Here is a 16,692-nt window from a genome sequence, read left to right on the forward strand (position 1 = left end):
TATCGCTGTATTGATCATTAACGTGTTACAAATGATGACAAATGCGTCACTTTTCAAGGCTATATTAGATTTTAATTATTTATTGACACAAAAAAGCACGCTGAGAATCAGCGTGCTTTCCCTACCGTTTGCGACCAGAACGCGACATTACACTCCGTTCGCTGCAGTTAATTCATCCTGCCCACTCCGTTCAGTCAGATCATTTTTCTTCACCACCGCTTTGAGCGCTTCATAACGGAACTTATAGGTGTTGTCGGCTGATACCAGTTCCAGAACATGGAACTTTTCCAGTTGCTGACGCGTCTGCTCATTCGGGCACAACAAATACACCTCACAATCTGCGTCCTGAGCATCTTTGATCGCATTTTCCAGCGCCAATCCGACGGTCACGTCGATCATGGGCACATCGGTCAGATCGAGGATCATCGCGTCATAATCGGCAATGCTGGCATGTTGACGAGAAATCGCTTTGGAGACACTGAAAATCATCGGCCCGGACAGGTAGAAAAACAGCACTTTTCCGTTGGCTCTGTCCAGCAGCGCCCGCTCGCTGTCCGTCAGTGGCACATCATCGTCATCGGCATCACTGATTGCTTTCACCTGACGTGCCTGTTCACGGCTCAGGCGCTCAATGATGAGGATATTGGAAATAAACACGCCCAGACCAACAGCGGCAATCAGATCGACGAATACCGTCAGCAGCATAACGCCGTACATGATCGCCATCCCCTGAACACTCACCCGGTGCGCCCGTTGAATAAAGCTCCAGTCGAGGATATTGAAACCAACATACACTGCGATGCCCGCCAAAACGGCCATCGGGATCGGTTCGGTTAACCCGCCAGCCACCAACACCACCAGCGCCAATACCAACGCCCGCACCACGCCAGAGAGAGGCGAACGTGCGCCCACCTGAATATTGGTCACTGTGCCCATGGTTGCGCCCGCCCCTGGCAGCGCGCCAAACAGACCAGAGATCATATTGGCCAGCCCCTGACCTCGCAGCTCTTTGTCTGAGTCGTGCTCTTTGCGCGTCAGTGAGTCACCGATCACCGCCGTCAACAGGGTATCAATGCATCCGAGTGTACCAAGCACCAGCGCGTCAATCACCATGGTGGTGAATGTTGAGGCATCAATGGTCGGGATCACGAGCGAAGGCAGCCCACTGGGGATCTCTCCAATACGACGAATCGCATCGCTGTCAAACACCACCACCGACAATAGCGTCACGGCCACCAGTGCGACCAGTTGAGCTGGTACATAGCGGCGGTATTTCGGCGGAAAGAAAAACAAAATAGCGAGTGTCAGCACGCCCAGAAACAACTCACTGAACTTCATATTGGCGACAATCTCTGGCAACGCCGACAAGGTTCCCATCACCCCGCCGGCGGGCGCTGCCTGCCCAAGCAGCGGCGACAGTTGCAGGATAACAAGTATGACCCCGATACCCGACATAAAGCCGGAAATCACGCTGTATGGCATCAAGGTGACGTACTTACCCAGCTTGAGTGTTCCGAGCAGGATCTGAAAAGCGCCGGCCATCATCACCACAGTGAATGTCATCGCCATCCCGGCTTCCGGATAGCGTGCCACCATGCTGGTCAGCACCGCGGTCATGATCACCGTCATTGGCCCGGTAGGCTCTGAAATCAGCGTTGATGAGCCCCCAAACAATGACGCAAACAGCCCCACCATAATGGCACCCCACAGACCGGCTTCCGCCCCGGCTCCTGAGGCCACCCCAAAAGCCAGAGCCAGCGGCAGGGAAATGATCGCGGTGGTAACACCACCAAACAGATCACCTTTAATGTTCATATCCTCAAATCGACTTCCAAACACGACTAAACTCCCAGAGGAAAAGAAAAAAATCGCAATACGCTAACAAAGCGGCGCAGAAGATGCAGCCGTTTATCTAGATCAGAGTGGTATTGACTTATAACTGATAGTTATCTGAGTGCGTAAGAATATGATATTTCAGCTATGTAAGACGTCAGAGGAGTCGGAATTGACCGAATTTTTTCGAGCCTGAAATTGTAACATTGTGTATATTGGAAACAGATTTTTAGGGAAGTGTTAAGATGCCGGAAATTAAACAGCTTTTTGAAAACAACTCCAAGTGGTCTGAATCGATTAAATCAGAGCGCCCGGAGTACTTTACCCAACTCGCCGAAGGACAAAAGCCGGACTTCTTGTGGATAGGATGTTCTGACAGCCGCGTCCCGGCTGAACGCCTAACGGGTTTGTATTCCGGCGAACTGTTTGTTCACCGTAACGTGGCGAACCAGGTCATTCATACCGATCTCAACTGTCTGTCCGTGGTGCAGTACGCGGTCGACGTGCTCAAAGTCAAACACATCATCGTTTGCGGCCACTATGGCTGTGGCGGGGTGAACGCAGCGATCGACAACCCGCAGCTGGGATTGATCAACAACTGGCTGCTGCACATTCGCGATCTGTACTTCAAACACCGTGAGTACCTTGACGCCATGCCGGCGGAAGATCGGGCTGACAAGCTCGGCGAAATCAACGTCGCGGAACAAGTGAACAATCTTGGTAATTCCACCATCATGCAGAATGCCTGGGAACGCGGGCAGGACGTGGAAATCCACGGCGTGGTGTACGGAATTGGCGACGGTAAACTCGAATATCTGGGCGTGCGATCCAGCTCACGTGAGGCGATCGAAGCGTCTTACCAGAAAGCCATGGAAACCATTTTGAACCCAGAGCACAAACTTTTGTGTCGTTAAGGCCTGAGTTTGGCTATAAAAAATGCCCGTCTGAGACGGGCATTTTTTTATTCCTGAGGCACCACTTTGCCGATGTAAGGCAAATGACGGTATTTCTGGGCGTAATCAATCCCAACCCCTACGACAAACTCATCCGGAATTTCAAAACCAATCCATTTCACGTCCACGTTGACTTCGCGACGGGATGGCTTATCCAGCAGCGTACAGATCTGAATCGAGTTTGGCTCGCGAAGAGACAGAATCTCTTTGACCTTATTAAGCGTGTTGCCCGTATCGATGATGTCTTCCACCAGCAGAATATCTTTCCCTTTGATGTCATCATCCAGGTCTTTCAGGATACGCACGTCACGCGTGCTCTCCATCGCGTTACCGTAGCTTGAGGCCGTCATAAAGTCGACCTGATGCGTCAGTTCAATCGCGCGAGCAAGGTCAGCCATAAAGACAAACGAGCCACGGAGCAAACCAACCAGAACCAGATCCTCACTGCCGTTGTAGAATTCGGTGATTTCCTTGCCTAACTGACGAACGCGATCCTGAACTTCCTGCTCAGAGATCATGACTTCAACTGTGTGTTTCATACCAATCTCGTTTCTTCGGGTGGTCGCAGTGTCGTAACGCAAACGATCCCACTGCTGAATTGACTTGGCGCGTATCTTACCATCCCTGCGCAAGTTAGTTAAATGATTCGCCAAAATCGGCAAACTTGCACGATGAAGTGAATAGGTCTGCACATTTTTCGCTATCTTGGTTACTAATTCATCACAAATCATTGACCTATGAGATATGCACCAGTACACTCATTGAGCTGTAAGCAAATTATAAAATAAACAATAGGGCATAAGCCCACACTACAACTCAATTGGCAAGGATAACAATATGGATTCTATAGCGAAAAGACCGCGTACGCGCTTATCGCCGCAAAAGCGTAAACTTCAACTGATGGAAATCGCCCTTGAGGTTTTCGCCCGACGCGGGATTGGTCGCGGTGGCCACGCGGACATCGCTGAAATCGCACAGGTTTCAGTCGCAACGGTATTCAACTACTTCCCAACCCGTGAAGATCTGGTAGACGACGTTCTTACTCACGTCGTACGTCAGTTCTCCAACTTCCTGACCGAAAATATCGATCTGGATATTCACGCCAAAGAAAACCTTCGTAATCTGACCACATCGATGATCACTCTGGTTGCTGAAGATTGTCATTGGCTGAAAGTCTGGTTCGAATGGAGCGCATCCACCCGTGATGAAGTCTGGCCGCTGTTTGTGTCGTCTAACCGCACCAACCAGCTACTGGTTCAGAACATGTTCGCTAAGGCGATCGAGCGTGGTGAAGTCTGTGATCAACACAGTCCGGAAGATCTGGCAAACCTGTTCCAGGGTATCTGCTACTCACTGTTTGTTCAGGCTAACCGTGCCAAGAACAAAGATGAGCTGGAAAAACTGGTTCAGAGTTATCTGGATATGCTGTGCATTTACAAGCATCAGTAAACGGGTAACCCAAGCGGTAAAGGTCGTGATATTCACGGCCTTTTTTGTTGCCCAGCGCTCAGAGCTTGTTAATCAACAGATATAAAAAAACCGCTGACTCGTCAGCGGTTTTTTTGCTAGTGGCTCAGCGAATTATTTTTTCTTCTTCGCTTTTGCGTTTGGCAGGTCAGTGATCGTACCTTCAAAGACTTCCGCTGCCAGACCCACTGACTCATGCAGAGTCGGGTGAGCGTGGATCGTCAGAGCGATGTCTTCGGCATCACAGCCCATTTCAATCGCCAGACCGATTTCACCCAGCAGTTCACCGCCATTTGTACCGACGATAGCACCACCGATCACACGGTGGGTGTCTTTATCGAAGATCAGCTTAGTCATACCATCAGCACAATCAGAGGCGATAGCACGGCCAGACGCTGCCCACGGGAAAGTCGCCGTTTCGTAGTTGATGCCTTCCGCTTTCGCTTCTTTCTCAGTCTTACCTACCCATGCGACTTCTGGCTCAGTGTACGCAATTGAAGGAATCACTTTAGGATCGAAGTAGTGTTTCTTACCTGCAATCACTTCTGCCGCTACGTGGCCTTCGTGCACACCTTTGTGCGCCAGCATTGGCTGACCCACGATATCACCGATAGCAAAGATATGTGGTACGTTAGTGCGCATTTGCTTATCAACATTGATGAAGCCACGCTCGTCCACTTCCAGACCCGCTTTTTCCGCGTCCAGCAGTTTACCGTTAGGTACACGGCCAATAGCAACCAGAACAGCATCGTAACGCTCGGCTTCAGCTGGCGCTTTCTTGCCTTCCATGGAAACGTAGATACCGTCTTCTTTCGCTTCAACTGCGGTTACTTTGGTTTCCAGCATCAGGTTAAACTTGTCTTTGATGCGCTTGGTGTACACCTTAACGATGTCTTTATCCGCGGCAGGAATCACCTGATCGAACATTTCGACCACATCAATCTGTGAACCCAGAGAGTGGTAAACCGTGCCCATTTCCAGACCAATGATACCACCGCCCATGATCAGCAGTTTTCCTGGTACTTCTTTCAGCTCAAGTGCATCCGTAGAGTCCCAGATACGTGGGTCTTCATGCGGGATAAATGGCAGTTTGATTGGACGAGAACCCGCCGCGACAATCGCGTTGTCAAAGTTGACGACCGTCTTACCGTCTTCACCTTCCACTTCAATCGTGTTAGGACCAGTAAATTTACCGAAGCCGTTAACCACATTCACTTTACGCATCTTAGCCATGCCGCCAAGACCGCCAGTCAGTTGGTTAATTACTTTTTCTTTCCACAGACGAACTTTATCGATGTCAGTCTGAGGTTCACCAAATACGATGCCGTGATCAGCAAGTGCTTTTGCTTCTTCAATAACTTTTGCTACGTGAAGCAGTGCTTTAGATGGGATACAACCCACGTTTAGACACACACCACCAAGAGTGCTGTAACGCTCGATAAGAACAGTGTCCAGACCTAGGTCTGCACAACGGAAAGCAGCGGAGTAACCAGCAGGACCGGCACCAAGTACTACTACCTGGGCTTTAATTTCTTTGCTCATTTTGACCTCTTGTAGTCATTATCCCTAACAGGCTGAGTGGGGTATTGATTTTATATGTTTAAGAGTGGTTCGTTTTAAACAGATGCTTTTTCAGACCGCCAACAGTTTACAGAGTTGTTAATGGTGTGAAAAGTAAATCAATTTAGCCTGTGAGCTGTACAACAATTCAATTTGGAAAAGCGATTTCTTAACTGAATTGTCAGATATTTCTATTAGCAGAGGCGGCTAATGCCGCCTCTGATGGATGCCAATTCTATTACAGAACCAGACGACGGATATCGCTCAGACAACCGTTCAGGTAAGTGATGAAGCGCGCACCTTCCGCACCATCGATCACACGGTGGTCGTATGATAGAGACAGTGGAAGCTGTAGACGCGGTTCGAACTCTTTACCGTTCCATACCGGCTTCATCTCTGACTTAGACACACCCAGGATACCCACTTCTGGCGCGTTTACGATTGGCGTAAACGCAGTACCGCCGATGCCGCCCAGGCTCGAGATAGTGAAACAGCCGCCTTGCATGTCAGCCGCAGTTAGCTTGCCTGCACGAGCTTTCTTAGAAACAGCCATTAGCTCTTCAGATAGCTCGTAGATGCCTTTCTTGTTCACGTCTTTAAATACAGGAACAACCAGACCGTTTGGCGTATCTACCGCGATACCAACGTTCACGTATTTCTTCAGAATTAGGCTCTCACCGTCTTCTGATAGAGAAGAGTTGAACGCAGGGAACGCTTCAAGTGCTTTAGCGACTGCTTTCATGATGAACACAAGTGGCGTGATCTTCATGCCAGTGTCTTTCTTCGCTTCAATCGCGTTTTGCTCTTTACGGAATGCTTCAAGAGCCGTGATGTCTGCGTTATCCCACTGTGTAACGTGTGGGATCATTACCCAGTTACGGTGTAGGTTAGCACCCGAGATCTTCTTAATGCGAGATAGCGGTTGAACTTCTGTCTCACCGAACTTGCTGAAGTCCACTTTTGGCCATGGTAGTAGACCAAGAGCGGCACCGTCGCCTTTGCCAGATGCTGCTGCACCAGACTCTAGACGCTTAAGAGCTTCTTTAACGTAGTTCTGAACGTCTTCTTTCAGGATACGGCTCTTACGACCGCTGCCTTTAACCTTGGAAAGGTTTACGCCGAACTCACGAGCTAGACGACGAACAACCGGAGACGCGTGAGCGTACTCGTCGTTCTCTTTGAAATCGCCTGTTGCTGCTGCCGCTGGAGCTTCTGCTTTAGGAGCCGGAGCTGCTGGTGCTGCTGCTTGAGCTGGAGCCGCTGCAGGTGCTGGAGCTGCGCCCGCTACTTCGCCTTCCGTTGTAGAGAAAATCATGATTAGTGAGCCAGTAGACACTTTGTCGCCAGCTGCAATCTTGATTTCTTTAACCGTACCAGCGAATGGTGCCGGCACTTCCATAGAAGCTTTGTCGCCTTCAACAGTGATCAGAGATTGCTCTTCTTCCACTGTATCGCCAACGGCTACCATGATTTCAGTCACTTCTACTTCATCGCCACCGATATCTGGAACGTTAACTTCTTTCGCTGCAGATGCTGCTGGAGCTGCTGCCGCTGGTGCTTCTACTGCCGCAGGAGCTGCTGCTGGAGCACCTGAACCTGCTACTTCGAATACCATGATTAGAGAGCCAGTCGATACTTTATCGCCTGCTGCTACTTTGATCTCTTTAAGCGTACCTGCGAATGGTGCAGGCACTTCCATAGAAGCTTTGTCGCCTTCTACCGTGATCAGAGATTGCTCTTCTTCGATGCTGTCGCCGATTGCTACCATGATTTCAGTAACTTCAACTTCGTCACCACCGATATCTGGTACGTGAACTTCTTTCAGTTCTGCCGCTGCTGCTGGAGCTGGAGCTGCTGCTGGAGCTGCTTCCGCCGCAGGAGCAGGTGCAGCTTCAGCTGCACCCTCGGCTTCGAAAATCATGATTAGAGAACCAGTAGAAACCTTGTCGCCTTCTGCAACTTTGATTTCTTTAACGATACCCGCTTGAGAAGCAGGCACTTCCATAGAAGCTTTATCGCCTTCAACAGTGATCAGAGACTGCTCTTCTTCAACCTTGTCGCCAACGCTTACAAGAATCTCAGTAACTTCAACCTCATCCGCACCGATGTCTGGTACATTAATTTCGATTGCCATTTCTTATCTACCTTCTTAATTAAGCGTATAGCGGGTTTGTTTTTTCAGTGTCGATGTCGAATTTCTTAATTGCTTCAGCAATTACAGACTTCTCAACTTCGCCACGTTTCGCTAGTTCAGTTAGCGCTGCTACGACTACGTAACCTGCGTTCACTTCGAAGTGACGACGTAGGTTTTCACGGCTGTCTGAGCGACCGAAGCCATCAGTACCAAGAACTTTGAAAGATTCAGCAGGGATGAATGCACGAACCTGCTCTGCGTAGTTCTTCATGTAGTCAGTTGCTGCGATAGCTGGCTCAGTACCCATTACTGTTTGAATGTATGGTACTTGCGCTTCCGCTTCTGGGTGTAGCATGTTGTAACGCTCTGCCGCTTGACCGTCGCGAGTTACTTCGTTGAATGACGTTACAGAGTAAACGTCAGATGCAACACCGTACTCATCGCTCAGGATTTGAGCTGCTTTACGTACTTCGTTCATGATAGTACCAGAGCTCATTAGCTGAACTTTACCTTTAGAACCTGTGTAAGTTTCCAGCTTGTAGATACCCTTACGAATGCCTTCTTCAGCGCCTTCTGGCATTGCTGGCATTGCGTAGTTCTCGTTCATTAGCGTTAGGTAGTAGAACACGTTCTCTTGCTCACCGTACATGCGACGGATACCGTCTTGCATGATGACCGCTACTTCGTAAGCGAATGTCGGATCGTAAGAGATACAGTTAGGAACTGTACCCGCCATGATGTGCGAGTGACCATCTTCGTGCTGCAGACCTTCACCGTTCAGAGTGGTACGACCAGCCGTTGCACCCAGTAGGAAACCACGTGCTTGTTGGTCACCTGCCATCCACGCCATGTCGCCAACACGTTGGAAACCGAACATAGAGTAGTAGATGTAGAACGGAATCATTGGCAGATCGTTTGTCGAGTATGAAGTTGCTGCTGCAACCCATGAAGACATAGCACCTAGCTCGTTGATACCTTCTTGCAGAACCTGACCTGAAGTCGCTTCTTTGTAGTAAGAAACCACGCCACGGTCTTCTGGTGTGTAAGTCTGGCCGTGCGGGTTGTAAATACCGATTTGACGGAATAGACCTTCCATACCGAATGTACGTGCTTCGTCCGCAATGATAGGAACAATGTTCTGACCAATGTTCTTGTTCTTAAGCAGAACGTTCAGTGAACGTACGAATGCCATCGTAGAAGAGATGTCACGCTTCTGCTCTTCTAGCAGAGGTTTGAACTCTTCTAGCTCAGGGATCACTAGTTCTTGAGTGAACTTAGGTAGACGCTTAGGCGTGTAGCCGTGTAGCGCTTTACGACGAGCGTGTAGGTATTCGTACTCTTTTGAACCTTCTTCAAGTTTCAGGTACGGAAGCTCTTTCACTGCTTCGTCAGTTAGAAGATCTTGTAGGCCTAGACGATCACGCAGGTGTAGTACGTGAGTCATGTCCATCTTCTTAACTTGGTGCGCGATGTTCTTACCTTCAGCCGCGTCACCCATGCCGTAACCTTTAACCGTCTTAGCCAGGATAACCGTTGGACGGCCTTTAGTGTCTGCCGCGTTTTTGTATGCCGCGTATAGCTTAGAAGACTCGTGACCACCGCGCTTAAGTGCGAAGATTTCGTCGTCAGTCATGTCAGCAACGAGTGCCGCTGTTTCTGGGTACTTACCGAAGAAGTGCTCACGTACGTATGCACCATCTTTCGCTTTGAACGTTTGGTAATCGCCATCGATGGTTTCGTTCATAAGCTGTAGAAGCTTACCAGTGGTATCTTTCGCTAGTAGTGAATCCCAGTTGTTACCCCAGATTACTTTCACTACGTTCCAGCCAGCACCTTTGAACAGACCTTCAAGTTCTTGAATGATCTTACCGTTACCCATGACAGGGCCGTCTAGACGCTGAAGGTTACAGTTGATTAGGAAACACAGGTTGTCTAGCTTCTCACGCGCAGCGAAAGAGATAGCACCACGTGATTCTGGCTCATCCATCTCACCGTCACCCAGGAACGCGTATACGCGCTGCTCAGAAGTATCTTTCAGGCCACGGCCTTCTAGGTACTTAAGGAAACGAGCCTGGTAGATAGAAGCGATTGGACCCAGACCCATAGATACGGTTGGGAACTGCCAGAATTCCGGCATCAGTTTAGGGTGTGGGTATGACGGGATACCTTTACCATCGACTTCTTGACGGAAGTTATCTAGCTGCTCTTCAGTTAGACGGCCTTCAACGAATGCACGAGCGTAGATGCCAGGCGAGATGTGACCTTGGTAGTAAACTAGGTCGCCACCATCCTTCTCGTTTGGCGCACGGAAGAAATGGTTGAAACATGTTTCGTAGAATGCAGCAGAAGACTGGAAAGACGCCATGTGGCCGCCCAGCTCAAGGTCTTTCTTAGATGCACGCAGAACGATCATGATTGCGTTCCAGCGGATGATGGAACGAATACGACGCTCAAGTGTAGTGTCACCTGGGTATGCAGGTTCTTGATCTGCTGGAATCGTGTTGATGTAGTTCGTCGTGATTCCAGTTGGCATGTCAACACCGTCCAGACGTGCTTTGTCCAGAACTTGCTCTAGTAGGAACTGAGCACGTTCTAGACCTTCTTCACGTACTACTGACTCAAGGGCGGCTAGCCATTCTTGAGTTTCCAGTGCATCTACGTCATGCTTCATATCAGACATGGCGATCTATCCTTCTGTTGGTTGGATCTATTAAACTTGCAAATCGTCGTTATGAGTCATTGCCCTGTTGCATCCGACGCAGAGAACGCTCGCGACGAGACTCTTCCCGGGTCAGATCCAACAATGTTTCTTCAATGTAAGCTAAGTGCGAATGAGACATTTCACGCGCCTTTTCAGGCTGTCCGGCAACGATCGCATCCACGATATTAGCTCTGTGTTTACTTACTTTCTCCACCGCTTCAGGGCGGCGACGTAATAGCTTAAAATTCTGCAGAATATTTTGCTCCAGCAACGGAGCCAGGCTGCGAACGATGTGCAGCAGCACCACGTTATGGGCCGCTTCCGTCAGGGCAATCAAAAATTGCATGACTTCCGCCGCTTCATCTTCCAGGTTCTTGCTCGACTGGGCGTTACTGATCCGCTCCAGACAGTGCTGGATACGCGCAAAATCTTCTTCGGTACCACGCAATGCTGCGAAATAGGCTGAGATTCCTTCCATCGCGTGACGCGTTTCCAGTAAATCCAGCTGAGTTTCAGAGTGGCTAGACAATAAATTTAGCAGAGGATCTGAAAAGCTCTGCCAAATGTTCTCGCTGACAAAGGTGCCACCGCCCTGACGACGGGTCAGGAGACGTTTGGCTTCCAGGCGTTGAATGGCTTCCCGAACGGATGGACGAGACACGTCGAACTGTTTTGCCAGCTCGCGCTCCGGTGGCAGTTGTTGCCCTGGAGAGAGTGTTCCTTCCACAATCAGCCGTTCTAACTCCTGTTCAATCACATCAGAAAGCTTAGGCTGACGAATCCTTTGATAAGCCATAATTTATTGTTCTTCTACTCGTGCAGGTAATTGGTAATACCAATTTTAAATTGACGGAGAAATTAACATAATTAAAACGTGACTGTCCAGCCAAAAATTGACCTAAATCATAGAACGGAACACAGCTCAACACTTTGATAACAAGTGGCTATTAAAACGGCAATATAATTGGTCAGACCAATTACAAAATGTATACGGATGGGGAAATAGCGGGCCAGAAACGACAGTAATGGGGAAGTTTTAAAGAAAAATGACGCTTTGGTTATTCCGCCCTCAATTCGTGCACTCGCCCCCTTTCTGAGGTCAAAATCGGCACAGAATGCGTTCCAACCTATCGACTGGTAATAAAAAACCGACCTATCAGAAGGTCGGCTTATTTCTAATTAATCTAGAGCTCAATTGGCTTCAAGATGCTCAACCATCAGCTGTAGTGATTGATTACCACGAAACTCATTGATGTCGAGTTTGTAAGCCAGGCGCACCGTTTTAACCGACGCATCCGGCCAGCGGCGCAAATCGACATTGAACGCAATACCATCCAGCATGATGTTGGTTGGGTGGCCTTTGAACAAAGGTTCCAGCATCAGTTTGAGGTGCTTTTCTCCCACCAGTTTCTGATGCAGCACTTTGAACTCGCCGTCGAACACAGGCTCGTTAAATGCCTGCCCCCACGGCCCGCCACTACGCAGCATCTCGGCAACGTGCATTGAAAACTCTTCCGGCTTCAGTTCACCGTCTGAGAGCACCACACCTTTCAGAGCGGCATCATCGAGATCCTGTTTCACCGCCAGATCAAATAGGCGGGCAAACCGCTCAAAGTTTTGCTCCTGAATCGTCAAACCGGCCGCCATCGCATGACCGCCAAATTTGAGGATCAGCCCAGGATTCTGAGTATCAATGCGATCGAGCGTATCGCGCATATGCAGCCCGGGGATTGAGCGACACGAGCCTTTGATCATTCCTTCGCCGCCATCGGCAAACGCAATTACCGGCCGGTGGAACTGCTCTTTGATTCGCGACGCCAGAATGCCGATGACGCCCTGGTGCCAGTCGCGCTGGAACAGCACCAAGCCATGCGGCAGCTCGCTGTTTTCACCGAACTGCAAGCGCTCACAAAACGCCATAGCCTCTTGCTTCATTCCCGCTTCAATCTCTTTGCGCGTCTGATTGAGTCCGTCCAGCTCGCTCGCCATACGCCGTGCAGCATGAATATTGTTGCTGAGCAGCAATTCCACTCCGAACGACATATCATCCAAGCGGCCTGCCGCGTTGATGCGTGGCCCGAGCGCAAAGCCAAAATCCGACGCCACCAGTCGGCGGGCATCCCGTTTGGCCACTTCAATCAGCGCCTGGATCCCCGGGCGCGCTTTACCGGCACGAATACGCTGCAGCCCCTGATGCACCAGAATACGGTTGTTCTCGTCCAGCGGCACCACATCGGCCACCGTCCCCAGCGCCACTAGGTCGATCAGTTCCATCAGTTTGGGCTCAACCATCCCCTGCTCGCTGAACCAGCCCGTTTTGCGCATGTGCACACACAGCGCCATCATCAGGTAAAATGCCACCCCCACCCCAGCCAGTGCTTTGGATGGAAACGCACAGGTCTGCAGGTTTGGGTTCACCATCGCATCGACTTCTGGCAATTCATGCCCTGGCAGATGGTGGTCGGTGACCAGCACTTGCAGCCCTTGCTGCTTGGCGTAGCGTACGCCTTCAATCGACGACACGCCGTTGTCCACCGTCATGATTACTTCAGCGCCCAGTTCGATGGCCTGATCGACCACCTCCGGGCTAAGCCCGTAACCGTCTTCAAAACGGTTGGGGACCAGATAATCGACGTTGTGCGAGCCCAGCATACGCAGCGCCAACACGGATAAGGCCGAACTGGTGGCACCATCGGCATCAAAGTCACCGACAATAATAATACGCCGTTGGTCTTTGATCGCCTCAAATAACAGTTCTACCGCAGCCTCAATCCCGCCTAACTGCTGGTAGGAGTGCAACGCTTTGGCCGCCTTTTCTAACTGGTCAGGCGAACGAATACCCCGGTTGATGTAAATGCGTTTTAACAGCGGATGGATGGTGTCAGGCAGCAGAGAAAGATCAGGTTCAGGACGACGTTGAATTTCTATCATAGGCGAAAGGGCCTCTCAGTAGAGGCCCGGGTTTCCTTATTGAGTTTGTTGCAGACGTTGAATCAGTTGCGCCGGTGGCAGGTAGCCGCCGACCATTTCCCCGTTCGGCATGAAGATCGCTGGCGTGCCGCTGATACCCAGCTCTCGTCCCAAATTATAATCGGCTTTGACGATCTGCTGACACTGCGCAAATTTGTCATTCTGTTCCGGCAGTTCACGTCGCGTTTTGGCCAGGTTCATCGCCTGTTTCGGATCGTCCGCACACCAGATAGCCGCCATCTGATCGGCCACCTGACCAGTGCCGCCCTGACGCGGGTAAGCCATATAACGAACCGTGATACCGAGATCGTTATAGCCTTGCATCTGGCTGTGCAGACGCGAGCAATATCCACAGGTAATGTCGGTAAACACCGTCACGGCAAATTTTTCTTTGTCCGCTTTGTATTCGATCACGTTGTCGCTCATCGAAGCGATTTTTTGGGCGTTGATCGGTGCCTGGCGCTTGGCCAACACGTCTTCGTAACCGCCCTGGTCATTCATCTGATACAGGGTGCCGGCGATAAAGAACTTAGCATCCGGTGACGCAAACAGCACGCCACCAGAAGTCTGTACTTCGACCATTCCGGCGATGTCTGCCGAGGTCACATCAATCACTTCCAGGCCTAACGGCGCAAAACGTTGTTGAAAAACAGATTTATCGATCGATGCAGTTTGAGCCTGAGCCGCTTGTGGTACTTCCGGGCTCACTTCTTTCGTTTCAGCATTGCAGGCCGCCACAAACAGTGGCAGCGCCAGCAGAGTCATTCGGCGTAATACGCTCATGAGATTTACCTTACTTCAGGCACGCGGATGGTGCTCGCTGTGAATTTGTTTAAGTCGTTCCGTTGCTACATGAGTATAAATTTGGGTCGTGGATAAGTCACTATGGCCCAGCAACATTTGCACGACGCGCAAGTCGGCGCCGTAATTGAGCAAATGGGTTGCAAACGCATGGCGCAACACGTGCGGTGACAGCGAGTCGGTATCAATCCCGGCGATCACTGCGTAATGTTTGATCCGATGCCAGAACGTCTGGCGTGTCATCTGGCGCGCGCGTTTACTGGGGAAGACCACGTCGGAGGTTTGCTCCCCGAGCAGGAAAGCGCGACCTTGTTCGAGGAAAGTCTCCACCCAATCAACCGCATTTTCGCCCATCGGAACCAGGCGTTCTTTGCCGCCTTTACCGATCACCCGCACCACCCCCTGACGCAGGCTGATGTTCTCCATGGTCAGGCTAACCAGCTCCGTCACCCGCAAGCCGGTGGCGTACAGCAGTTCCAACATGGCTTTGTCACGCAGCTCGACCGGATCGTTTGGATCCGGCGCGTCGAGCAAGGCATCCACCTGAGCTTCAGTAAGATCTTTCGGCAGACGCTTAGGCAGCTTGGGGCTGACCAGTAGCGCACTCGGGTCATCGGCGCGAACTTTCTCACGGTGCAGATACTGGAACAAACGGCGAATCGCCGAGAGCATTCTCGCCCGTGAGGTCTGTTTATAATCCTGATCCACCAGCCAGGTCTGATACTCCTGCAAACCGGACAGACTGATAAAATCGAGACGATAATGGTGCTTCTCCATCCACTGGAGCAACTTGAGCAAATCGTTACGATAGGACGCTAGGGTGTTTTCCGACAGACCCCGCTCCATCCACATGGCATCCAAAAACTGTTCAACGATCCCTTGGTCGGGAGACATGATTTCTGACACGGTGTACCTCGTTTCAAACAGCCATCAGGTTAAGACAGCAAGCCGTTGAAAGCTATAAAAAATCGTGCAACAACGTGATATTCACTGCAATCACGGCCAATTTATGGTTAGAATTCGCTAAAACTCATCACGATTAGAGAGAAGTATGAAGATCGGTCTTTTTTACGGTTCCACCACCTGCTATACCGAAATGGCGGCGGAAAAAATGCGCGCAATTATTGGCGAGGACTTGGTAGACATCCACAATGTGAAAGAAACACCTCTTACCCTGATGAGTGACTACGATCTGCTGATATTAGGCATCTCAACCTGGGATTTCGGCGAAATTCAGGAAGACTGGAGCGCAATATGGGAGCACATCGATGGCGTACCGTTAAACGGCAAGTCCGTCGCGTTGTTCGGCTTAGGCGATCAAGAAGGCTATGGCGAATGGTTTCTCGATGCGATGGGGCTGCTGCACGAGGAGATTCGCAAGACGGGCGCTAATATCATCGGCTACTGGCCAAACGATGACAGCTATCAGTTTGATGCATCAAAAGCACTGACCGCCGACGGCCGTCAGTTTGTCGGCCTGGCGCTGGACGAAGATTCCCAATATGAACTCAGTGATGAGCGCATCCAGACCTGGGTAGAACAGATCCTAATCGAGTATCACGACTCGCTTTAACTCCGAGACTGGCGCACGCACCTATTGGCTGCTCAGTGCGCCTTTATACCGTGACCAGTCAAACACCAGGCCCGGGTCGGTTTTGCGCAGCGGCGCGATATACTGATGTCCGGTGATCCGCGGCAAGGTGATCGCCGGATAGGCCAACATCAACGCCTGGGTCAGCTCATTCAGCGCCTGATACTGAGCGTCGCTGTACGCGACAAAATCACTGCCTTCCAGCTCGATACCTATCGAATAATCATTGCATCTATCACGCCCGGCAAATGATGAGGTGCCGGCATGCCAGGCTCTTGCACGAAACGGCACGAACTGCACCACTTCACCGTCACGGCGGATCAAACAATGCGCCGAGACCCGCAACGGATGGATCACGTTAAAAAACGGGTGCTCATCCGGGTTCAACCGGCCGGTAAAAAACTGTTCAATGTATGGTCCGCCAAACTGCCCGGGCGGCAAGCTGATGTTATGAATCACCAGCAAAGAAATATCCTGTTCATCACTGCGCTGATCATAAAACGGAGAAGGGACGTGTCTGGCATTGTGATACCAGCCGGCGTGATCAATCATACTGTTAGCCTTTACGCATTCATTTGTTGCTGATTTTATCCTGCCTGCGCTGAAATGCGAGATTAATGGCTGAATTTCGTCCCCACTCCGCGTATTATGCCCTCTCTGTTTAACCCGGTTATAGATTTGC

General features: G+C 50.6%; 13 protein-coding genes. 3 read left to right on the forward strand and 10 right to left on the reverse strand.

Annotation, left to right across the window (positions count from 1 at the left end; all coding sequences use genetic code 11):
- Nucleotides 1–147: 147 nt before the first annotated feature.
- Nucleotides 148–1,839, reverse strand: coding sequence for a SulP family inorganic anion transporter (locus CAG64_RS03025; RefSeq protein WP_161488604.1), 1,692 nt, complete (start codon nucleotides 1,837–1,839; stop codon nucleotides 148–150).
- Between the two features lie 239 nt (nucleotides 1,840–2,078).
- Between CAG64_RS03025 and can the strand changes: the two genes are divergently transcribed.
- Nucleotides 2,079–2,747 carry a carbonate dehydratase gene (gene can / locus CAG64_RS03030; protein ID WP_021705741.1) on the forward strand — a complete coding sequence of 223 codons (669 nt, stop codon included), beginning with the start codon at nucleotides 2,079–2,081 and terminating at the stop codon, nucleotides 2,745–2,747.
- Nucleotides 2,748–2,794: 47 nt separating this feature from the next.
- On the opposite strand, the gene hpt is transcribed toward can, so the two are convergent.
- Nucleotides 2,795–3,325, reverse strand: coding sequence for a hypoxanthine phosphoribosyltransferase (gene hpt, locus CAG64_RS03035; protein ID WP_021705742.1), 531 nt, complete (start codon nucleotides 3,323–3,325; stop codon nucleotides 2,795–2,797).
- Nucleotides 3,326–3,623: 298 nt separating this feature from the next.
- Between hpt and CAG64_RS03040 the strand changes: the two genes are divergently transcribed.
- Nucleotides 3,624–4,235, forward strand: a complete 612-nt coding sequence (locus CAG64_RS03040; RefSeq protein WP_021705743.1) for a LuxR/HapR/OpaR family quorum-sensing transcriptional regulator — start codon at nucleotides 3,624–3,626, stop codon at nucleotides 4,233–4,235.
- Nucleotides 4,236–4,367: 132 nt separating this feature from the next.
- Here CAG64_RS03040 and lpdA read toward each other — a convergent pair whose 3' ends face one another.
- The 7 genes from lpdA to xerD form a co-directional block, all read right to left on the reverse strand.
- Entirely contained in the window at nucleotides 4,368–5,795 is a 1,428-nt protein-coding gene (gene lpdA / locus CAG64_RS03045; RefSeq protein WP_021705744.1) for a dihydrolipoyl dehydrogenase, read from the reverse strand.
- A 256-nt stretch (nucleotides 5,796–6,051) separates the two neighbouring features.
- Nucleotides 6,052–7,947, reverse strand: coding sequence for a pyruvate dehydrogenase complex dihydrolipoyllysine-residue acetyltransferase (aceF, locus tag CAG64_RS03050; RefSeq protein WP_021705745.1), 1,896 nt, complete (start codon nucleotides 7,945–7,947; stop codon nucleotides 6,052–6,054).
- 19 nt (nucleotides 7,948–7,966) lie between these two features.
- On the reverse strand, nucleotides 7,967–10,627 hold the full coding sequence (gene aceE / locus CAG64_RS03055) for a pyruvate dehydrogenase (acetyl-transferring), homodimeric type (RefSeq protein WP_161488603.1): 2,661 nt from the start codon (nucleotides 10,625–10,627) through the stop codon (nucleotides 7,967–7,969).
- 49 nt (nucleotides 10,628–10,676) lie between these two features.
- Nucleotides 10,677–11,444, reverse strand: coding sequence for a pyruvate dehydrogenase complex transcriptional repressor PdhR (gene pdhR, locus CAG64_RS03060; RefSeq protein WP_021705747.1), 768 nt, complete (start codon nucleotides 11,442–11,444; stop codon nucleotides 10,677–10,679).
- A gap of 395 nt (nucleotides 11,445–11,839) precedes the next feature.
- Nucleotides 11,840–13,579: a single-stranded-DNA-specific exonuclease RecJ gene (gene recJ, locus CAG64_RS03065; protein WP_161488602.1), complete on the reverse strand. Its 1,740-nt coding sequence runs from the start codon at nucleotides 13,577–13,579 to the stop codon at nucleotides 11,840–11,842.
- A gap of 36 nt (nucleotides 13,580–13,615) precedes the next feature.
- Entirely contained in the window at nucleotides 13,616–14,401 is a 786-nt protein-coding gene (locus CAG64_RS03070; protein ID WP_161488601.1) for a thioredoxin fold domain-containing protein, read from the reverse strand.
- 15 nt (nucleotides 14,402–14,416) lie between these two features.
- Nucleotides 14,417–15,313, reverse strand: coding sequence for a site-specific tyrosine recombinase XerD (gene xerD, locus CAG64_RS03075; protein WP_040902734.1), 897 nt, complete (start codon nucleotides 15,311–15,313; stop codon nucleotides 14,417–14,419).
- 157 nt (nucleotides 15,314–15,470) lie between these two features.
- Here xerD and fldB point away from each other — a divergent pair, with 157 nt between their 5' ends.
- Nucleotides 15,471–15,992, forward strand: coding sequence for a flavodoxin FldB (fldB, locus tag CAG64_RS03080; RefSeq protein WP_021705751.1), 522 nt, complete (start codon nucleotides 15,471–15,473; stop codon nucleotides 15,990–15,992).
- Between the two features lie 21 nt (nucleotides 15,993–16,013).
- Here fldB and ampD read toward each other — a convergent pair whose 3' ends face one another.
- Nucleotides 16,014–16,562 carry a 1,6-anhydro-N-acetylmuramyl-L-alanine amidase AmpD gene (gene ampD, locus CAG64_RS03085; RefSeq protein ID WP_021705752.1) on the reverse strand — a complete coding sequence of 183 codons (549 nt, stop codon included), beginning with the start codon at nucleotides 16,560–16,562 and terminating at the stop codon, nucleotides 16,014–16,016.
- Between the last annotated feature and the right edge of the window lie 130 nt (nucleotides 16,563–16,692).

It is taken from the genome of Vibrio sp. V38_P2S17PM301 (assembly GCF_009904845.1).
Classification (GTDB): domain Bacteria; phylum Pseudomonadota; class Gammaproteobacteria; order Enterobacterales; family Vibrionaceae; genus Vibrio; species Vibrio proteolyticus.

Excerpts from the sequence above, each read along its gene's own strand:
- can (WP_021705741.1), top strand. The coding sequence starts at position 2,079 with ATGCCGGAAATTAAACAGCTTTTTGAAAACAACTCCAAGTGGTCTGAA.
- hpt (WP_021705742.1), bottom strand. The coding sequence starts at position 3,325 with ATGAAACACACAGTTGAAGTCATGATCTCTGAGCAGGAAGTTCAGGAT.
- CAG64_RS03040 (WP_021705743.1), top strand. The coding sequence starts at position 3,624 with ATGGATTCTATAGCGAAAAGACCGCGTACGCGCTTATCGCCGCAAAAG.
- lpdA (WP_021705744.1), bottom strand. The coding sequence starts at position 5,795 with ATGAGCAAAGAAATTAAAGCCCAGGTAGTAGTACTTGGTGCCGGTCCT.
- aceF (WP_021705745.1), bottom strand. The coding sequence starts at position 7,947 with ATGGCAATCGAAATTAATGTACCAGACATCGGTGCGGATGAGGTTGAA.
- aceE (WP_161488603.1), bottom strand. The coding sequence starts at position 10,627 with ATGTCTGATATGAAGCATGACGTAGATGCACTGGAAACTCAAGAATGG.
- pdhR (WP_021705747.1), bottom strand. The coding sequence starts at position 11,444 with ATGGCTTATCAAAGGATTCGTCAGCCTAAGCTTTCTGATGTGATTGAA.
- recJ (WP_161488602.1), bottom strand. The coding sequence starts at position 13,579 with ATGATAGAAATTCAACGTCGTCCTGAACCTGATCTTTCTCTGCTGCCT.
- CAG64_RS03070 (WP_161488601.1), bottom strand. The coding sequence starts at position 14,401 with ATGAGCGTATTACGCCGAATGACTCTGCTGGCGCTGCCACTGTTTGTG.
- xerD (WP_040902734.1), bottom strand. The coding sequence starts at position 15,313 with ATGTCTCCCGACCAAGGGATCGTTGAACAGTTTTTGGATGCCATGTGG.
- fldB (WP_021705751.1), top strand. The coding sequence starts at position 15,471 with ATGAAGATCGGTCTTTTTTACGGTTCCACCACCTGCTATACCGAAATG.
- ampD (WP_021705752.1), bottom strand. The coding sequence starts at position 16,562 with ATGATTGATCACGCCGGCTGGTATCACAATGCCAGACACGTCCCTTCT.